Source organism: Pseudomonas sp. KUIN-1 (assembly GCF_009176725.1).
GTDB classification, from domain to species: Bacteria; Pseudomonadota; Gammaproteobacteria; order Pseudomonadales; family Pseudomonadaceae; genus Aquipseudomonas; species Aquipseudomonas fragariae.
In genome coordinates this window covers 4778639-4795663 of sequence record NZ_AP020337.1, presented here as the reverse complement: position 1 = coordinate 4795663, position 17025 = coordinate 4778639, and the positions used below count along the sequence as shown (strand labels likewise).

Annotated in this window: 18 protein-coding genes; 11 read left to right on the top strand and 7 right to left on the bottom strand. The window is 58.9% G+C overall.

The genetic code is table 11. From position 1 onward, the window contains the following. Positions 1-314: 314 nt before the first annotated feature. Complete coding sequence (gene algW, locus KUIN1_RS21490) at positions 315-1475, bottom strand: Do family serine endopeptidase AlgW (RefSeq protein ID WP_003340656.1); 1161 nt, start codon at positions 1473-1475, stop codon at positions 315-317. Positions 1476-1586: 111 nt separating this feature from the next. On the opposite strand from algW, the gene KUIN1_RS21485 reads away from it, so the two are divergent. From KUIN1_RS21485 to cysN, 4 genes are all read left to right on the top strand, one after another. Next, entirely contained in the window at positions 1587-2345 is a 759-nt protein-coding gene (locus KUIN1_RS21485; RefSeq protein ID WP_003406058.1) for a Nif3-like dinuclear metal center hexameric protein, read from the top strand. 153 nt (positions 2346-2498) lie between these two features. Next, a complete protein-coding gene (cysD, locus tag KUIN1_RS21480) occupies positions 2499-3416 on the top strand; it encodes a sulfate adenylyltransferase subunit CysD (protein WP_003313577.1) in 918 nt (305 codons plus the stop codon). Positions 3417-3474: 58 nt separating this feature from the next. Beyond that, entirely contained in the window at positions 3475-3816 is a 342-nt protein-coding gene (locus KUIN1_RS21475) for a four helix bundle protein (protein ID WP_103377908.1), read from the top strand. 53 nt (positions 3817-3869) lie between these two features. After that, a complete protein-coding gene (gene cysN, locus KUIN1_RS21470) occupies positions 3870-5768 on the top strand; it encodes a sulfate adenylyltransferase subunit CysN (RefSeq protein WP_152092281.1) in 1899 nt (632 codons plus the stop codon). A gap of 99 nt (positions 5769-5867) precedes the next feature. On the opposite strand, the gene KUIN1_RS21465 is transcribed toward cysN, so the two are convergent. Further along, entirely contained in the window at positions 5868-6311 is a 444-nt protein-coding gene (locus tag KUIN1_RS21465) for a YhcB family protein (protein ID WP_003406053.1), read from the bottom strand. 145 nt (positions 6312-6456) lie between these two features. On the opposite strand from KUIN1_RS21465, the gene KUIN1_RS21460 reads away from it, so the two are divergent. The 3 genes from KUIN1_RS21460 (at position 6457) to zapE (ending at position 9632) form a co-directional block, all read left to right on the top strand. Further along, positions 6457-7086 carry an alpha/beta hydrolase gene (locus tag KUIN1_RS21460; protein ID WP_024651836.1) on the top strand — a complete coding sequence of 210 codons (630 nt, stop codon included), beginning with the start codon at positions 6457-6459 and terminating at the stop codon, positions 7084-7086. A gap of 39 nt (positions 7087-7125) precedes the next feature. Further along, a complete protein-coding gene (locus KUIN1_RS21455; RefSeq protein ID WP_011268853.1) occupies positions 7126-8475 on the top strand; it encodes a tryptophan--tRNA ligase in 1350 nt (449 codons plus the stop codon). A 62-nt stretch (positions 8476-8537) separates the two neighbouring features. Further along, positions 8538-9632 (top strand): cell division protein ZapE, encoded by a 1095-nt coding sequence (gene zapE / locus KUIN1_RS21450; RefSeq protein WP_003406046.1) that lies wholly within the window; start codon positions 8538-8540, stop codon positions 9630-9632. 78 nt (positions 9633-9710) lie between these two features. Here the strand turns inward: zapE and KUIN1_RS21445 are convergent, their stop codons facing one another. After that, positions 9711-10616 (bottom strand): GlxA family transcriptional regulator, encoded by a 906-nt coding sequence (locus KUIN1_RS21445; protein WP_161632426.1) that lies wholly within the window; start codon positions 10614-10616, stop codon positions 9711-9713. 495 nt (positions 10617-11111) lie between these two features. Between KUIN1_RS21445 and rplM the strand changes: the two genes are divergently transcribed. The 4 genes from rplM to KUIN1_RS21425 all read left to right on the top strand — a co-directional run bounded on the left by rplM (position 11112) and on the right by KUIN1_RS21425 (position 13283). Further along, on the top strand, positions 11112-11540 hold the full coding sequence (rplM, locus tag KUIN1_RS21440) for a 50S ribosomal protein L13 (protein ID WP_002555065.1): 429 nt from the start codon (positions 11112-11114) through the stop codon (positions 11538-11540). Between the two features lie 14 nt (positions 11541-11554). Beyond that, entirely contained in the window at positions 11555-11947 is a 393-nt protein-coding gene (gene rpsI, locus KUIN1_RS21435) for a 30S ribosomal protein S9 (RefSeq protein WP_002555064.1), read from the top strand. A 281-nt stretch (positions 11948-12228) separates the two neighbouring features. After that, positions 12229-12846 (top strand): glutathione S-transferase N-terminal domain-containing protein, encoded by a 618-nt coding sequence (locus KUIN1_RS21430; protein ID WP_003406040.1) that lies wholly within the window; start codon positions 12229-12231, stop codon positions 12844-12846. 17 nt (positions 12847-12863) lie between these two features. After that, positions 12864-13283: a ClpXP protease specificity-enhancing factor gene (locus KUIN1_RS21425; protein WP_003313571.1), complete on the top strand. Its 420-nt coding sequence runs from the start codon at positions 12864-12866 to the stop codon at positions 13281-13283. A 60-nt stretch (positions 13284-13343) separates the two neighbouring features. Here KUIN1_RS21425 and KUIN1_RS21420 read toward each other — a convergent pair whose 3' ends face one another. The 4 genes from KUIN1_RS21420 to KUIN1_RS21405 form a co-directional block, all read right to left on the bottom strand. Further along, the gene (locus KUIN1_RS21420; RefSeq protein WP_003406039.1) at positions 13344-13922 is read right to left on the bottom strand and encodes a BON domain-containing protein; all 579 of its coding nucleotides are present in this window, start codon (positions 13920-13922) and stop codon (positions 13344-13346) included. Continuing rightward, entirely contained in the window at positions 13919-14512 is a 594-nt protein-coding gene (locus KUIN1_RS21415) for a phosphoheptose isomerase (protein ID WP_003418801.1), read from the bottom strand. Before KUIN1_RS21415 ends, KUIN1_RS21420 begins: the two co-directional genes overlap by 4 nt. A 161-nt stretch (positions 14513-14673) precedes the next feature. Continuing rightward, a complete protein-coding gene (locus KUIN1_RS21410; protein ID WP_024638357.1) occupies positions 14674-15048 on the bottom strand; it encodes a YraN family protein in 375 nt (124 codons plus the stop codon). Then, a complete protein-coding gene (locus KUIN1_RS21405) occupies positions 15045-16859 on the bottom strand; it encodes a penicillin-binding protein activator (protein ID WP_152092280.1) in 1815 nt (604 codons plus the stop codon). The genes KUIN1_RS21410 and KUIN1_RS21405 overlap by 4 nt, the downstream gene beginning before the upstream one ends. Between the last annotated feature and the right edge of the window lie 166 nt (positions 16860-17025).

The following is a 17025-nucleotide window of genomic DNA, read 5'->3' as shown; positions in this document are numbered from 1 at the left end:
CTGAAAATCTATATATCCGTGACTACGCCTTCGCGAGCAAGCTCGCTCCCACAAGATCAGCGCTGCTGCAGAACATCTACGTGGCTCGAAAACACCCCCGACCTGCGGGAGTGATCCACAGGGCTTGAAAACACGCCGGACCTGTGGAAGTGAGCCTGCTCACGAAGGGGCCGGTGCAGTCGCTGAAAATCTATATATCCGTTACTACGCCTTCGCGAGCAGTTGGCTCCCACGTCCTTTGGGCAGAAGCCTGGACGCCCTTTATTTCGGGCGTCACTGATCTGTGCTGTACCTCATTTTGAGGTACTGGCGCATCACTCCGGCGCTGCGACCGGGGTAGGGGCGGGCGGTGGACGCAGGCCGACTTCGGCGCTCAGGCGCATTTCCTTGCCGTTGCGCATCACGTCGATGGCAATCTTGTCCTTGGGTTTGGTACGCGCCACCTGGTTCATCGAGCGACGACCGTCGCCGGCAGGTTCGCCATTGATGCTCAGGATCACGTCACCCAGTTGCAGTCCGGCTTTCTGCGCCGGGCCGTCGCGGAAGATGCCCGCCACAACGATGCCTGGACGATCCTTCAGCCCGAAGGATTCGGCCAGTTCCTGAGTCAGGGGTTGAACTTCGATGCCCAGCCAGCCACGAATGACCTGACCGTGCTCGATGATCGACTTCATGACATCCATGGCCAGCTTGGTCGGAATGGCGAAGCCGATGCCCTGCGAGCCGCCGGACTTGGAAAAGATCGCGGTATTGATACCGATCAGGTTGCCGCTGGCGTCCACCAGCGCACCCCCCGAGTTACCCGGGTTGATGGCCGCATCGGTCTGAATGAAGTCTTCATAGGTGTTGAGGCCCAACTGATTGCGCCCGGTGGCACTGATGATGCCCATGGTCACGGTCTGGCCGACCCCGAACGGGTTGCCGATCGCCAGTGCCACGTCGCCGATGCGGATGCTGTCAGAGCGCGCGATGGTAATCGCCGGCAGATTTTTCAGGTCGATCTTGAGCACCGCGAGGTCGGTTTCCGGGTCATTGCCGATGACCCGGGCAATGGTTTCACGGCCGTCCTTGAGCGCGACCACGATCTGGTCAGCGCCGGTGGTGACGTGGTTGTTGGTCAGTATGTAGCCTTCGGGGCTCATCATGACGCCAGAACCCAGGCTCGATTCCATGCGCTTCTGCTTGGGCGTGTTATCGCCGAAGAAGCGTCGGAACTGCGGGTCTTCGAAAAGCGGGTTGTTGCCCTTGTTGACCATCTTGGTGGTATAGAGGTTGACCACCGCGGGCGCTGCGGCAATGACCGCGTCGGCATAGGAAGACGGACCTTGCATGACATTGGTGGTCTGCGGGGCCTGTTGCAGATTGACATCCAGGCTCGGCAGGCCGACCCACTGCGGATAGCGCTGAATAATCAGCATGGCGATAAGCACGCCAGCCAGCAATGGCCAGCCGAAAAAACGCAGTGCCTTGAACATTTAACAAGTCCTGATGGTTGCGGGCGCAGAAAGTTTTGCCACGGGTGCGCCATAATGGCGGGCATTATACGAGTACAACGCAGCTCTGAACTGCATATTTAGGAGTCTTTTATGGCTGTTGCCCTGAGCACCCTGGTCGAAGAAGCCGACCGCTATCTGAACAGTGCCCGGATTCAGGATTACTGCCCCAATGGCCTGCAGGTCGAAGGGCGTCCGCAAGTCATGCGCATCGTCAGCGGCGTGACGGCCAGTCAGGCCCTGCTGGACGCGGCAGTCGACGCTCAGGCTGATCTGGTTCTGGTCCACCACGGTTATTTCTGGAAGGGCGAAAACCCGTGTGTCGTCGGTATGAAGCAGCGTCGCCTGAAAACCCTGCTCAAGCATGACATCAGCCTGCTGGCCTATCACCTGCCGCTGGATGTGCACCCCGAGGTGGGCAATAACGTGCAACTGGCGCGTCAACTGGACATCACGGTCGAAGGCCCTCTGGACCCTGAAAACCCGCGTGTGGTCGGGCTGATCGGCTCATTGTCCGAGCCCGTGACTGCACGGGATTTCGCCCGTCGTGTGCAGGATGCGCTGGGTCGTGAGCCGTTGCTCATCGAAGGCAGTCAGATGATTCGCCGTGTCGGCTGGTGCACGGGCGGTGGTCAGAACTATATCGATCAGGCGGTGCTGGAAGGCGTCGATCTGTTCCTCAGTGGCGAAGCGTCGGAGCAGACGTTTCATAGTGCACGCGAGAATGACATCAGCTTCATTGCCGCCGGTCATCATGCCACCGAGCGCTACGGCGTGCAGGCGCTGGGCGATTATCTGGCGCGGCGGTTTGCGCTCGAACATATCTTTATCGACTGCCCGAACCCGATTTGAACGATCAAACAGCAGGGCATATGCATAGATCGTTTCGATCTAGTTGCATCGCTGATTAGCGATATCACGCATGTTAAAGTGCGCGGCTCGAATACGGCCCGCTGGCCGCCCCGGGGTTTCCCGGTCCATAACGAACGCAATCCGTGAGTAGCCATGGTTGACAAACTGACGCATCTGAAACAGCTGGAGGCGGAAAGCATCCACATCATCCGCGAGGTCGCCGCCGAGTTCGATAACCCGGTGATGCTGTACTCGATCGGCAAAGATTCGGCCGTGATGCTGCACCTGGCGCGCAAGGCATTCTTCCCCGGTAAACTGCCATTCCCGGTCATGCACGTCGATACGCGCTGGAAATTCCAGGAGATGTATCGCTTTCGTGACCAGATGGTCGAGGAAATGGGCCTGGACCTGATCACCCACATCAACCCCGATGGCGTGGCACAGGGCATCAATCCGTTCACCCACGGCAGCGCCAAACACACCGACATCATGAAGACCGAGGGCCTGAAGCAGGCGCTCGACAAGCATGGTTTCGACGCCGCCTTTGGCGGTGCCCGACGCGACGAAGAAAAGTCCCGGGCCAAGGAACGCGTCTACTCGTTCCGTGACAGCAAGCACCGCTGGGACCCGAAAAACCAGCGTCCCGAGCTGTGGAACGTCTACAACGGCAACGTCAACAAAGGTGAGTCGATTCGTGTGTTCCCGCTCTCCAACTGGACCGAGCTGGACATCTGGCAGTACATCTACTTGGAAGGCATCCCGATCGTGCCGCTGTATTTCGCCGCCGAGCGCGACGTTATCGAGAAGAACGGCACGCTGATCATGATCGACGACGAGCGCATCCTCGAGCATCTCACCGATGAAGAGAAGTCGCGCATCGTCAAGAAAAAGGTCCGTTTCCGCACTCTGGGCTGCTACCCGCTGACCGGTGCCGTCGAGTCCGAAGCGACCAGCCTGACCGACATCATTCAGGAAATGTTGCTGACGCGAACTTCCGAACGCCAGGGCCGGGTCATTGACCATGACGGCGCTGGTTCGATGGAAGAAAAGAAACGTCAGGGTTATTTCTAAGGAGCAGCTTTTAGCTTCAAGCGGCAAGCTACAAGAAAATTAAAAGCAGGGGATCGAAATGGACTTCGAGAGACTCTTGGTATGGCAAAGAGCAAAGGCGCTGGCGGTCATTCTCTACAGGCAAACGGTGTCTTGCCCTGATCTGGCTTTCAGAAGCCAGATCACACGCTCTGGTTTGTCGGTACCAAGCAATATTGCTGAGGGCATGGAGCGATTCACTGCCAAGGACAAATGTCGCTTTTTGTATATTGCGAAAGCCTCGTGCGGCGAGCTGAGAACTCAGCTCATGATCGGCAGTGAAATCGGTTATATCCCTGAGGCAGTTGCAGCAGCATTGATTACTGAAACCCGCGAGCTCTCGAAAATGCTGTGCGGGCTGATCAACAAAATTTCTGAATAGCTGTACGCCGACAAGCTTGCCGCTTGAAGCTTACAGCTTGGAGCTCAACCGCTATGAGTCACCAATCTGATTTGATCAGCGAGGACATCCTCGCCTATCTCGGCCAGCACGAACGCAAGGAAATGCTGCGCTTTCTTACCTGTGGCAACGTCGATGACGGCAAGAGCACGCTGATCGGGCGTCTGCTGCACGACTCCAAGATGATCTACGAAGATCATCTGGAAGCCATCACCCGTGACTCGAAGAAGTCCGGCACCACCGGCGATGATGTCGATCTGGCGTTGCTGGTGGATGGCCTGCAGGCCGAGCGGGAGCAGGGCATCACCATCGATGTCGCTTATCGCTATTTCTCCACCGCCAAGCGTAAGTTCATCATCGCCGACACCCCGGGCCACGAGCAGTACACCCGCAACATGGCTACCGGTGCGTCGACCTGTGACCTGGCGATCATTCTGGTGGACGCCCGCTATGGCGTGCAGACCCAGACCCGTCGTCACAGCTATATCGCCTCGCTGCTGGGCATCAAGCATATCGTCGTCGCCATCAACAAGATGGACCTCAACGGCTTCGATGAAAGCGTTTTCGAGTCGATCAAGGCCGATTACCTGAAGTTTGCCGAGGGCATCGCGTTCAAGCCGACCACCATGGCTTTTGTGCCGATGTCGGCGCTCAAGGGCGACAACGTGGTGAACAAGAGCGAGCGTTCGCCGTGGTACACCGGCCAGTCGCTGATGGAAATTCTCGAAACTGTCGAAATCGCCAGCGACCGCAACTATGCGGACCTGCGTTTCCCGGTGCAGTACGTCAATCGTCCGAACCTGAACTTCCGCGGCTTCGCCGGTACGCTGGCCAGCGGCATCGTGCACAAGGGCGACGAGATCGTCGTGCTGCCGTCGGGCAAAAGCAGCCGTGTGAAGTCCATCGTCACCTTTGAGGGCGAGCTGGAGCAGGCGGGGCCGGGTCAGGCGGTGACGCTGACCATGGAAGACGAGATCGACATTTCCCGTGGTGATCTGCTGGTGCATGCCGACAACGTTCCGCAGGTCAGCGATGCGTTCGATGCCATGCTGGTGTGGATGGCCGAAGAGCCGATGCTGCCGGGCAAGAAGTACGACATCAAGCGCGCCACCAGCTATGTGCCGGGCTCCATCGCCAGCATCACCCACCGGGTCGATGTGAACACGCTGCAGGAAGGCCCTGCCAGCTCGTTGCAGCTGAACGAGATCGGCCGGGTCAAGGTCAGCCTTGATGCGCCTATCGCGCTGGACGGCTACAGCAGCAACCGCACCACGGGTTCGTTCATCGTCATCGATCGTTTGACCAATGGCACCGTTGCTGCGGGCATGATCATCGCCAAGCCGGTTTCAGGTGGTGGCTCGCAGCACCATGGCGAACGGGCTCACGTCTCCACTGAGGAGCGCGCGCAGCGCTTCGGCCAGCAACCGGCCACCGTGTTGTTCAGCGGCCTGTCCGGTGCGGGCAAGAGCACCCTGGCCTATGCCGTCGAGCGCAAGCTGTTCGACATGGGCCGTGCGGTCTATGTGCTGGACGGTCAGAACCTGCGTCATGACCTGAACAAGGGCTTGTCACAGGACCGTGCCGGTCGTACCGAGAACTGGAGCCGTGCCGCTCATGTGGCGCGTCAGTTCAACGAAGCCGGCCTGCTGACCCTGGCGGCATTCGTTGCACCGGATGCAGAAGGGCGTGAGCGCGCCAAGGCGCTGATCGGCAAGGATCGTCTGCTTACCGTCTATGTGCAGGCATCGCCAGCGGTCTGCCGCGAGCGTGATCCACAGGGCCTGTATGCCGCCGATGGCGACAACATTCCTGGCGAGTCCTTCCCGTATGACGTGCCGCTGAATGCCGATCTGGTGATCGACACGCAGACACTCAACGTCGAAGAAAGCGTCAGGCAGGTGCTGGAGCTGCTGCGCAGCCGCGGCGCGATCTGATTCATAGCCTCTAGCGGGGCAAGGGATTGCAGTTTCAATCCACAGAAAAGCCCGCCGCAGATGCTCTCTGCGGCGGGCTTTTTGTGTGGCTGCGAAAGCTTACTTCTTCAAGCCGTAATGCTCATCGAGCATGCCCGGGGTGTTGGGCGACTTGGGGGCGTAATCCTTGGGTGTTTCAGTGTCGCGTGGCGGGGTCAGGCGGTCGCGATGATCGCGGTGCGCATGACTGGCCTCAGGGTGCAGCGCGGCCAGCAGGCGTTGGCGGGTCAGCTCGTCGAGAGCCAGGCGGTTGGCGCCCTCGGCAAGGTGTTCCTGAACATCCTGATAGCTCTGTGAAAGCTTTTGGACCAGATTGGCCGTGCTGTTGAAGTGCGTGACTACCTCGTTCTGATAGGCGTCGAAACGCTCCTGAATGTCATCCAGCTGGCGCTGGGTGCTGTTCGGAACGGTGTTGGGCAGCAGGCGTGCCACCAGAAAACCAATGACGACACCGGCCACCAGGGCGAGCGTCGGCAACAACCAGACTAAGAGCGAGTGTTCCACGAGTCCTTCCTCTATAAACGGCTTTGCTTTACGTTAACGGCTCGAACCTGCGCTGTATACCCGCGACGTATCGTTGATATGCAAGCCGCAGACAATCAGCTAGACGAGTCGACCCATTTCGAGGTCACGGAGTTCTGTTTTGCTCATGCGTGAAACCCCATTATTTATCGATGGCCCTGAAGGCCAGCTCGAAGCGCTGTACCAGGACGTCCCCGACGCCCGAGGTGTTGCACTGATCTGCCATCCTAACCCGATACAGGGCGGAACGATGCTCAATAAAGTCGTCTCGACATTGCAGCGTACCGCACGCGATCAGGGTTTGATCACGTTGCGCTTCAATTATCGCGGCGTCGGTGCCAGTGCCGGTACCTCGGTTGCCGGGCCGGGCGAGATCGATGATGCCCAGGCTGCCGCCCAATGGCTGCGGGCGCAACATCCAGATCTGCCGATGACCCTGTTCGGATTTTCCTTTGGCGGCTACGTCGCTGCCAATCTGGGTGGCAGGCTGGAAGCGCAGGGTGAAACGCTCACCCATCTGTTTCTGATTGCGGCTGCGGCGTCGCGCCTTGAGGATCAGAGCGTACTGCCCAAGGCCTGCCCGCTGACGATCATTCAGCCGGAGAACGACGAAGTGATCGATCCCGAGACGGTCTATGCATGGTCCGCCGCGTTGCAACGTCCCCATGAGCTGCTGAAAGTGGCAGAATGCGGACACTTTTTTCACGGCAAGCTGACTGATCTGAAAGATCTGCTCCTGCCGCGACTTTCCAGCTGATTGCAGCCCGTATTGCATCCTATTGATAAGCGACCTGCCATGACCACTCGTATCCTGACCGGTATCACGACCACCGGCACTCCCCATCTGGGCAACTACGCGGGCGCCATTCGCCCGGCCATTGTCGCCAGCCGTCAGAGCGATTTCGACTCGTTCTACTTTCTGGCCGACTACCACGCGCTGATCAAATGCGATGACCCGCTGCGCATTCAGCGCTCGCGTCTGGAAATCGCCGCGACCTGGCTGGCGGCGGGGCTGGACGTTGATCGTGTGACCTTCTATCGCCAGTCGGACATCCCTGAAATCCCGGAACTGACCTGGCTGCTCACCTGCGTCGCGGCCAAGGGCCTGCTCAATCGCGCCCACGCCTACAAGGCGTCGGTAGACAAGAACGTGGAAGGTGGTGAAGACCCGGATGCAGGCATCACCATGGGGCTGTACAGCTACCCGGTGCTGATGGCTGCCGACATCCTGATGTTCAATGCGCATCAGGTTCCGGTAGGCCGCGATCAGATTCAGCACGTTGAAATGGCACGCGACATCGGCCAGCGTTTCAATCACCTGTTCGGCAATGGCAAGGAATTCTTCGTCATGCCCGAGGCGCTGATCGAAGAGAGCGTGGCGACGCTGCCCGGTCTGGACGGTCGCAAGATGTCCAAGAGCTACGACAACACCATCCCGTTGTTCAGCGCTGCCAAGGACATGAAAGGCGCGATATCGCGCATCGTCACCGACTCACGTGCGCCGGGTGAAGCAAAAGACCCGGACACCTCGCACCTGTTTACCCTGTATCAGGCCTTCTCGACCGCCGAGCAGTGCGCTGAATTCCGTTCCGACCTGTTGCAGGGCCTGGGTTGGGGTGAAGCCAAGAATCGTCTGTTCACGTTGCTGGATGCGCAGCTTAGCGAGCCCCGTGAAAAGTATCTGGGGCTGATCGAGCGTCCTGCCGATCTCGAAGACATCCTGCTCGCTGGCGCACAGAAAGCCCGACGTGTCGCCACCCCTTTCCTCGAAGAGTTGCGCGAGGCGGTGGGCCTGCGGTCGTTCCGTACCGTGGTGCAGAACGCCGACACCGGCAAGAAGAAGGCCACTAAAGGCGCCCGTTTCGTCAGCTTCCGTGAAGACGACGGCAGCTTCCGTTTCCGTCTGCTGGCAGCCGATGGCGAGCAGTTGCTGTTGTCGCGCAATTTTGCCGATGGCAAGGCGGCTGGCGTGGTCAGCAAGCAGTTGCAGCAGGGCGGTGAACTGGACCTGCGCAGCGAAGACGATCGCTTCACGCTGTGGCTGAACGGCGCCTGTGTGGCGGACAGTCCGGTATTCGCCGACGCTGCCACGCGCGACAGTGCCATCGAAACGCTCAAGCTGGCGCTCGCTCCCCAACAGGACTGATTGCCAATCCCCGGGGTCGTCGCTACAGTGACGACCCGTTTTTGTTGCCTTGCTAACGAATTATGACGCCCCTAGAACGATATCAAGCTGATCTGAAACGCCCGGACTTCTTTCACGATGCCGCTCAGGAAAACGCTGTGCGTCATCTGCAGCGCCTGTACGACGATCTGATCGCCGCTCACGACAGCAAGCCCGGCCTGTTCGGCAAACTGTTCGGCAAGAAAGAGCAGACGCTGGTCAAGGGGCTGTACTTCTGGGGTGGCGTAGGTCGCGGCAAGACGTATCTGGTCGATACGTTCTTCGACGCGCTGCCGTTCCAGGACAAGGTCCGTACGCACTTCCACCGCTTCATGAAGCGCGTGCACGAAGAGATGAAGACCCTCAAGGGCGAGAAAAACCCGCTGACGATCATCGCCAGGCGTTTTTCCGACGAGGCGCGGGTCATCTGTTTCGACGAATTTTTCGTCTCCGATATCACTGATGCCATGATCCTTGGCACGCTGATGGAAGAGCTGTTCAAGAACGGCGTGACGCTGGTGGCGACTTCCAACATCGTTCCGGACGGTCTGTACAAGGACGGCCTGCAGCGGGCGCGCTTCCTGCCGGCCATCGCGCTGATCAAGCAGAACACCGACATCGTCAACGTCGACAGTGGCGTCGATTACCGTCTGCGGCATCTGGAGCAGGCCGAACTGTTCCACTTCCCGCTCAACGAAGTTGCACAGGAAAGTCTGCGTAAAAGCTTCAAGGCACTGACGCCGGATTGCGCAGAAACCATCGAAAACGATGTGTTGATGATCGAAAACCGCGAGATCCGTGCGCTGCGCACCTGTGACGATGTGGCATGGTTCGACTTCCGTGAGTTGTGCGACGGCCCGCGCAGTCAGAACGACTACATCGAGCTGGGCAAGATCTTCCATGCCGTGCTGATCAGCGGTGTCGAGCAGATGGACGTTGCCACTGACGACATCGCCCGACGCTTTATCAACATGGTCGACGAGTTCTACGATCGCAACGTCAAGCTGATCATCTCGGCCGAGGTTGAATTGAAGGACCTGTACACCGGTGGCCGCTTGATGTTCGAGTTCCAGCGCACCTTGAGCCGTCTGCTGGAAATGCAGTCCCACGAGTTCCTCTCGCGGGCGCACAGGGCCTAGTCGCTGCGGCAAGTTTCAAGCTGCAAGCCGCAAGCTAAAAGCCCAGGCTCTTGCAGCTTGCAGCTTGCAGCTTGCAGCTTATAGCTTCTCCCTCTGACTCTCGAACTGTTGCCGGTACTGATTGGGTGACAGCTCGGTGTGCTGGCGGAACAGTCGGGCAAAGAAGCTGGCGTCGTCGTAGCCCACTTCGTAGCTGATGGTCTTGATGCTCTTGCGCGTCCCCGAGAGCAATCCCTTTGCCGTTTCGATCCGCAGCCGTTGCAGGTAATGCAGCGGCTTGTCGCCTGTGGCGGTCTGAAAGCGGCGCATGAAATTGCGAATGCTCATGCCGTGCTCGCGGGCCACGTCTTCAAAACGGAACTTGTCGGCAAAGTGCTCTTCCAGCCAGTGCTGAATCTGCAGAATGACCACGTCCTGATGAAGCTTCTGACCGCCAAAGCCGATTCGCCCCGGCGAGTACGTGCGCCGCACTTCATAGAGGATGTCGCGGGCGACGGCCTGGGCGACATTGGCGCCGCAGAAGCGCTCGATCAGATAAATGTACAGATCGCAGGCCGAGGTCGTGCCGCCCGCGCAATACACGTTGTCGGCATCGGTCAGGTGCTTCTCCTGATTGAGCAGGACCTTGGGATAGCGCTCGGCAAATGCGCTGAAAAAACGCCAGTAGGTCGTCGCCTCCTTGCCGTCCAGCAAGCCGGCTTCGGCAAGCCAGTAGACACCGGTGGCTTCGGCGCAGAGTACGGCACCGTTGGCGTGCTGCTCGCGCAACCACGGCAGGATCTGTGGGTAACGCTGGCAGAGGGTTTCAAAATCGTCCCAAAAGGCCGGGATGACGATGATGTCGCTCTGGCACAGCGCGCCGTCGACCGGCAGGGTGACGTCGCTGAAGCTGCTGACCGAAAGCCCGTCCGGGCTGACCAGGCGCGTTTCGAAGGCGGGTACGAGGCCGTGGCCCAATTGCTTGCTGTAGCGCAGGCTCGCCAGATGGAAGAAGTCCTTGGCCTGCATGACGGTCGAGGCAAACATCTTGTCCGTGGTCAGGATGCTTACGCGGCGCAGAAGAGTGGCGTGTCGGATCGGCATAGTCGTTATTCTTATATGGGTAAATGGTCAAGCAACGGCTGGATCGTCTTATTTTTTGCCAAAACTGTCCAGCCTCGTTACGTGGGGCTCCTTGGCAGGGTACCCATGATGGCTTTGTGCTAAGGGGGGTAAATATCCGCCAATCCACGCCCCGCAGGCAATAAACAGAATGTGAACAAAAAATCCGGTTGAGGTTATTTTTACAGTCTGTATAATCCGCCAGCTCTTTGCAGTGGAAGTGATGCGCCGTCTGCCGAAGAATCTTGCCGTATAACGGACGCGCTGACCCGAGCCCCCGATAGCGTCTGTTTCCGGCTGCCTTTGACTTGTCAAAGTACGCACTATTCAGTAAGATCCGCCGTCTAATTTTCAGGGCGGCCCCTGAGGCTATAAAGAATGAAAACTTTTACTGCTAAACCGGAAACAGTTAAGCGCGACTGGTTCGTCGTCGACGCTGCTGGTCAGACCCTGGGTCGTCTGGCCACCGAAATCGCGAGCCGTCTGCGTGGCAAGCACAAACCGGAATACACTCCGCACGTTGATACCGGCGACTACATCGTCGTGATCAATGCCGAGCAGATCCGCGTTACTGGTGCCAAGACCACCGACAAGATCTACTACTCACACTCCGGTTTTCCGGGCGGGATCAAGTCGATCAACTTCGAAAAGCTGATCGCCAAAGCTCCTGAGCGCGTGATCGAGACCGCGGTCAAAGGCATGCTGCCTAAGAACCCGCTGGGTCGCGACATGTATCGTAAGCTGAAAGTCTATGCGGGCGCTGTACACCCTCATACTGCTCAGCAGCCCCAAGAACTGAAGTTTTAACGGAATAGTTCATTATGTCGGCGACTCAAAATTACGGCACTGGCCGTCGCAAGACCGCAACCGCTCGCGTTTTCCTGCGTCCGGGTACTGGTAACATCTCGATCAACAACCGCTCCCTGGACAATTTCTTCGGTCGCGAAACTGCCCGCATGGTAGTTCGTCAGCCGCTGGAACTGACCGAGACAGTTGAAAAGTTCGACATCTACGTCACCGTTATCGGTGGCGGTGTAAGTGGTCAGGCTGGCGCAATCCGCCACGGTATCACTCGCGCTCTGATGCAGTACGACGAGACACTGCGTGGCGCTCTGCGTAAAGCAGGCTTCGTGACTCGCGATGCTCGTGAAGTTGAACGTAAGAAAGTCGGTCTGCGTAAAGCGCGTAAGCGTCCGCAGTACTCGAAGCGTTAATACGCTCTTCGTTCAAAGAAAGAACGTCCATCCCCTCGCGGGGCTGGGCGTTTTTTTATGGGCGTGTGTTTTACGGTTAAGGTGTTTTTGGGCTGCTTGTTTTACGTCGATATTGTGAAATTTATCCGCCTGTCGACGAAGATTACGGAATTTACATCGCGTAAATGAGCTATCTTGTGGCCCGCGACGAACACCTGTCCTGTTGCGTTCATTATCGGATGCGCCCTTGAAGCGCGTTCGTTCGTCTGTCCGATAAATTTTAACAAGCGAGGAGGATCGCCATGGGCGTGACCAACCGGTTGGCCTGCTACTCCGACCCCGCCGACCACTATTCTCATCGCGTACGCATTGTGCTCGCCGAGAAGGGTGTCAGCGCCGAAATCATTGAAGTGGTGGCAGGTCGTCATCCGCCGCAACTGATTGAAGTAAATCCGTACGGCAGCGTGCCGACCCTCGTCGATCGTGACCTGGCGTTGTACGAGTCGACCGTGGTGATGGAGTATCTGGATGAGCGCTATCCACATCCGCCTCTGCTGCCCGTCTATCCGGTTGCCCGTGCCAATAGCCGTTTGCTGATCCATCGTATCCAGAGAGACTGGTGCGGCCTTGTCGACCTGATTCTGGACACGCGCAGCAAAGAGCCTGCTCGTGTTCAGGCGCGCAAGGAGCTTCGCGAGAGTCTGGCCGGGGTTTCCCCGTTGTTCGCGGAAAAAGCTTTTTTCATGAGCGACGAGCTAAGTCTCGTTGACTGCTGTCTACTCCCCATACTCTGGCGTTTGCCAATTTTGGGTATTGAATTGCCGCGGCCTGCCAAGCCGTTGCTTGATTACATGGAGCGCCAATTTGCGCGTGAGGCTTTTCAGACGAGTCTGTCTGCTGCCGAACGTGAAATGCGCTAAGGCTTAAGGAGCCGTTGATGAACTCCAGTCGCCCTTATCTTGTTCGTGCTCTCTATGAGTGGATCGTCGATAACGATTGCACCCCGCATGTGCTGGTCAATGCGGATTACCCGTCGGTGCAGGTCCCGCAAGGGTTTGCCAATGACGGGCAGATTGTCCTGAATGTTTCGCCCAGTGCCGTGCGTCATCTGCATATGGATAACGAAGCGGTCAGTTTCGAAGGCCGCTTCGGCGGTGTGCCGCACACGCTTTACGTACCTGTCGCTGCCATCCTGGGTATTTATGCCCGCGAGAACGGTCAGGGCATGGTTTTCGATCTGGAGCCTTCCATGGAAGAGGGCGAGGAAATCGAGATCGAGATCGAAGACGATACGCCTCCGCCAGACAGCGAACCGCCACGTCCGAGTGGCAGGCCGAGTCTGAAGGTCGTGAAGTAAAAAACGGGCAATAAAAAAGGCGATCTTCGGATCGCCTTTTTCATGCCTGTCGGTCACCCGTCAGTCGATGTACTCGAAGAGTTTGACGATCTTCTGCACACCGGACACGCCCTGTACCAGGTTGGTAGCACGATTGGCTTCGTCCTGGGTCACCAGGCCCAGCAGGAACACGATGCCGTTCTCGGTCACTACCTTGATGCGCGAGCCGGGGATGGACGCGTCAGCGATCATCTGGCTTTTGATCTTGGTCGTCAGCCAGGCGTCGTTGTTGCGCGCCAGCAGCGAGGAGGGTGCCATCACCTGCAGTTCGTTGTTGACCTTCTTGACGCGCTGAACCGCGCTGGCGGCCTGTTCGGCCATGGCCTTGAGGTCGGCACGCGGTGTCTGGCCAGCCAGCAGCACGATGCCGTTGAAGCTGGTCACAACGATGTGGGAACCGTCTGCGAGGTCAGGGCTGGCCTTGGAGATGTTGACGGCTGCCTTGGTTTCGATCAGCGAGTCATCGATCTTGCTGCCGAAGGTGCGCGTGCCGCGATCATCTTCGATCGGTTTTTCGCGAGTGGCCGTGATCACCGAACTGCATCCGGTGACGCTGAGGCACAGTGTCAGAACCAGTAGGCTGAGACGATTAGGGGTCATTCTTCACTCCCGAACAGTTGGCTGTCGATCAAATCGCAAAGGCAATGGATCGCCAGCAGATGGACTTCTTGTATGCGTGCCGTGACATTGGCGGGTACGCGGATCTCCACATCCTCGGGCAATAGCAGCGAGGCCATGCCGCCACCGTCGCGTCCCGTCAATGCTACGACAATCATTTCGCGATCATGTGCGGCCTGGATGGCCTGAATAATATTCGCCGAGTTGCCGCTGGTGGAAATGGCCAGCAACACATCGCCTGGCTGCCCCAGCGCGCGGATCTGTTTGGAGAAGATTTCGTTGTAGCTGTAATCGTTGGCGATCGAGGTGATCGTCGAGCTGTCGGTGGTCAGTGCAATCGCCGGCAGGCTCGGCCGCTCACGTTCGAAGCGGTTGAGCAGTTCCGAGGAAAAGTGCTGTGCATCGCCTGCTGATCCGCCGTTGCCGCACGCGAGCATCTTGCCCTCGTTGAGCAGGGCATTGACCATGACCTGACTGGCTTGCTCGATAAAGGGTGCTAGGACTTCCATCGCCTGTTGCTTGGTTTCGATGCTGGCCTGGAACAGCCGGCGAATTCGGGATTGCATGTCCATCAATGTGACCTTAATTAGAGCGTACGGCGGCGAGGCGGATGCGCCGGGTTCTCCCGGGAGCTATCCGGCACACAAGGTGTGCAGCCGGCAAAACAAATAGCGAAATCGGTGAGGGCTGTAGCGTATTGCATTCCTGGCTCAGGCTGGGCCGCTGCGCCAGCTCAGCTGTCAAAAGCGCTCTTGATCCAGTTCAGCGGTGCGGCATTGCCAGGCTCGCCTTCAATGGCGATCACGTCGAAACGGCAAGGATGATTGGCCCAGGCCGTTGCGTGCTGCAGAAAAAGCTGTGCGGCCGTGACGAGTTTCTCCTGCTTGCGAAAATCGACGCTTTCCATGGCGCCGCCCCAGCCTGAATGGCGCCGGTAGCGAACTTCGACGAATACTACTGTATCGCCGTCAAGCATGACTAGATCAAGCTCGCCGCGTTTGCATAACCAGTTTTGTTCAATCAGGCGCAGCCCCTGTCGTTGCAAAAACTGCAGGGCGAAGGCTTCAGCCTCGCGCCCTGCTTGCTGGCGGGTGCTGCGTTGCATCAAGGAGCCGTGTCCGGCAGGCGCTGGACCTTGCCGTCGACGAATTCGGCCCATGGCAGTTGGCGTTCGACGCGACGGCCAGGGTTCAGGCTGAGGCTGCCGGACAGCCCGTCAATGCGGCTGTCAGGCATTGCCTTGAGCTGGGCGAGGCGCGGTGCCAGACGATAGGCGTCGATACCCATCGCATACAGGCGACCCAGGCTGCCTGCGGCCTGCGGCCATTGCGCGGTGACCTGCTGGCGCAGCGGGTCTTCGGCGTTCAGCAGCCACGGCGTTTCGCAGAAGCGCACGCCATTCAGGTCCATGTATTGCGCGTGATCGTTGCTGTTGGTGAACAGGTGCGAAGTGGCGTAGACCGGAACGTCACCTGCGTACTGGAAGACCATGGTGGGTTTGATCTGCTGCGCTTGTTGCGGGGTCGCGGCGAGAAACATGAAGTCGATGTCCTGGCGACGGCTTGGCTGAGCGGCGATCTGAGTGCCGGCCGTGCTTTGCAGGCGTTGCGCGCGGCCTTCGCTGTTGCGCAGCTGGAACAGGTCGGCGACCTGCTGTGCCAGTTCTACGGGCTGATCAACGTGCTCTGCAGCGATCAGCGTGCCGCCCTTGGCCTGCCAGCTCTTGCGGAAGGCATCCAGCACGCGGTCGCCCCATTCGCCTTTCGGAACCATCGCTACGGCGCTGCGCTTGCCGTCCGCCCAGGCGCGACGTGCGACCTCGCGGGCTTCGTCTTCGGCGGCCAGGCCGAACTGATACAGCTGGGCAGGGCCTTCATTGCTGGTGTCGCTGTAGTTCAGCGCCAGGGTAGTGATAGGCAGCTGCTGACGGCTGTTCAGCTGTTTGACGAGGTTCTTTTCCAGCGGACCGACGACCAGTTGCACACCAGCGGCCTGAGCCTGACGGTAGAACTCGTCCATCGAGGTGATTCGCGAGCTGTCGAAGACCTGAATGGCCGGCGGATTCTCGCCTGCTTGCTGAGCCTGGAAGTGCGCGGCCATGAAGCCTTCGCGCAACGCCTTGGCGACCGCGGCCAACTGACCGTCCTGCGGCAGCAGCAGGGCGATTTTGGTAATCGGCTCGCTGGTCAGTGCACGCAGCTGCGCGAGGGCAGTAGGCAATTGCAGTGCAGCAGGGTGTTTAGGGTTCTGCGCTTTCCAGTTGTCGATGGCAGCCTGTTGCTGCTCGAGCGTGCCTGCGCCCTTGATCGAGCGAGCCAGGTTCAGCCAGCCGCCCATATCGTCGGTGGCTGTGCTCTGCAGTTGCTCGGCAGGCAGGGCGGAGACCAGTGTCCAGATCGCGTCATTGTTGGCGCTGGCGTCTGTGCCTTGCAGCAGCGGGCCGGCGTAAACCCGCTCGTTGGCGGCTGCCAGAGCCTGACCATCGGCTTCCAGAGCGCGTGCCTTGACCATGTGAGTGCGAATCTGCTGCTCGACCGACAGTTCGCCAAGGCGCTGCATGCTTGGATGATTCAGGGCGGTCAGCGCTGCCTTGGGTTGATTGCGGCCCATCGCCAGCTCAGCGGACAGTGTGCTGGCGAAAACCTGCAAGCCGGGCTTGAGTTGATCGATTTGCACCTGTCCGAGGATTTGCGCGGCGCGCCCCGCGTCATTCTGGCGGTTGGCCAGATCGGCAGCACTCAAGCGCAGCGTTGCGGCCTGCTCGGGTGTTTTGGCGCTGGCGGCCTGCTCGAGCAATTGCTCGATACTGGCATCAGGGGTTCGAGGCAGCTCGCCAAGGCTGGACGAGGGCGAGCTGGCACAGGCTGCGAGGAGGGCAGCGAGGCAGAGGGCAGAGAGCAGCCGCAGACAAGCGATCATTGGTATGTTCCTGAAACTCGAGCGAATTAACGGGGGATTGTACCCAAGCGCTGGCCGGGGTGCGATGTCGAAGGTATTTAAAGCCGTGATATCAGTCGCGTTAAGGTCATCTGGCGGCCAAATCGTTCAATTCGAGAGGTGCGCCGCGCTTCTTGCTCGGGTCTGA

Bases quoted from the DNA above. Each gene is read 5' to 3' on its own strand.
- KUIN1_RS21430 (WP_003406040.1), top strand. From the start codon at position 12,229: ATGGGCGTGACCAACCGGTTGGCCTGCTACTCCGACCCCGCCGACCAC.
- zapE (WP_003406046.1), top strand. From the start codon at position 8,538: ATGACGCCCCTAGAACGATATCAAGCTGATCTGAAACGCCCGGACTTC.
- KUIN1_RS21420 (WP_003406039.1), bottom strand. From the start codon at position 13,922: ATGACCCCTAATCGTCTCAGCCTACTGGTTCTGACACTGTGCCTCAGC.
- cysN (WP_152092281.1), top strand. From the start codon at position 3,870: ATGAGTCACCAATCTGATTTGATCAGCGAGGACATCCTCGCCTATCTC.
- rplM (WP_002555065.1), top strand. From the start codon at position 11,112: ATGAAAACTTTTACTGCTAAACCGGAAACAGTTAAGCGCGACTGGTTC.
- KUIN1_RS21485 (WP_003406058.1), top strand. From the start codon at position 1,587: ATGGCTGTTGCCCTGAGCACCCTGGTCGAAGAAGCCGACCGCTATCTG.
- cysD (WP_003313577.1), top strand. From the start codon at position 2,499: ATGGTTGACAAACTGACGCATCTGAAACAGCTGGAGGCGGAAAGCATC.
- KUIN1_RS21460 (WP_024651836.1), top strand. From the start codon at position 6,457: ATGCGTGAAACCCCATTATTTATCGATGGCCCTGAAGGCCAGCTCGAA.
- KUIN1_RS21415 (WP_003418801.1), bottom strand. From the start codon at position 14,512: ATGGACATGCAATCCCGAATTCGCCGGCTGTTCCAGGCCAGCATCGAA.
- KUIN1_RS21455 (WP_011268853.1), top strand. From the start codon at position 7,126: ATGACCACTCGTATCCTGACCGGTATCACGACCACCGGCACTCCCCAT.
- algW (WP_003340656.1), bottom strand. From the start codon at position 1,475: ATGTTCAAGGCACTGCGTTTTTTCGGCTGGCCATTGCTGGCTGGCGTG.
- KUIN1_RS21405 (WP_152092280.1), bottom strand. From the start codon at position 16,859: ATGATCGCTTGTCTGCGGCTGCTCTCTGCCCTCTGCCTCGCTGCCCTC.
- KUIN1_RS21475 (WP_103377908.1), top strand. From the start codon at position 3,475: ATGGACTTCGAGAGACTCTTGGTATGGCAAAGAGCAAAGGCGCTGGCG.
- rpsI (WP_002555064.1), top strand. From the start codon at position 11,555: ATGTCGGCGACTCAAAATTACGGCACTGGCCGTCGCAAGACCGCAACC.
- KUIN1_RS21425 (WP_003313571.1), top strand. From the start codon at position 12,864: ATGAACTCCAGTCGCCCTTATCTTGTTCGTGCTCTCTATGAGTGGATC.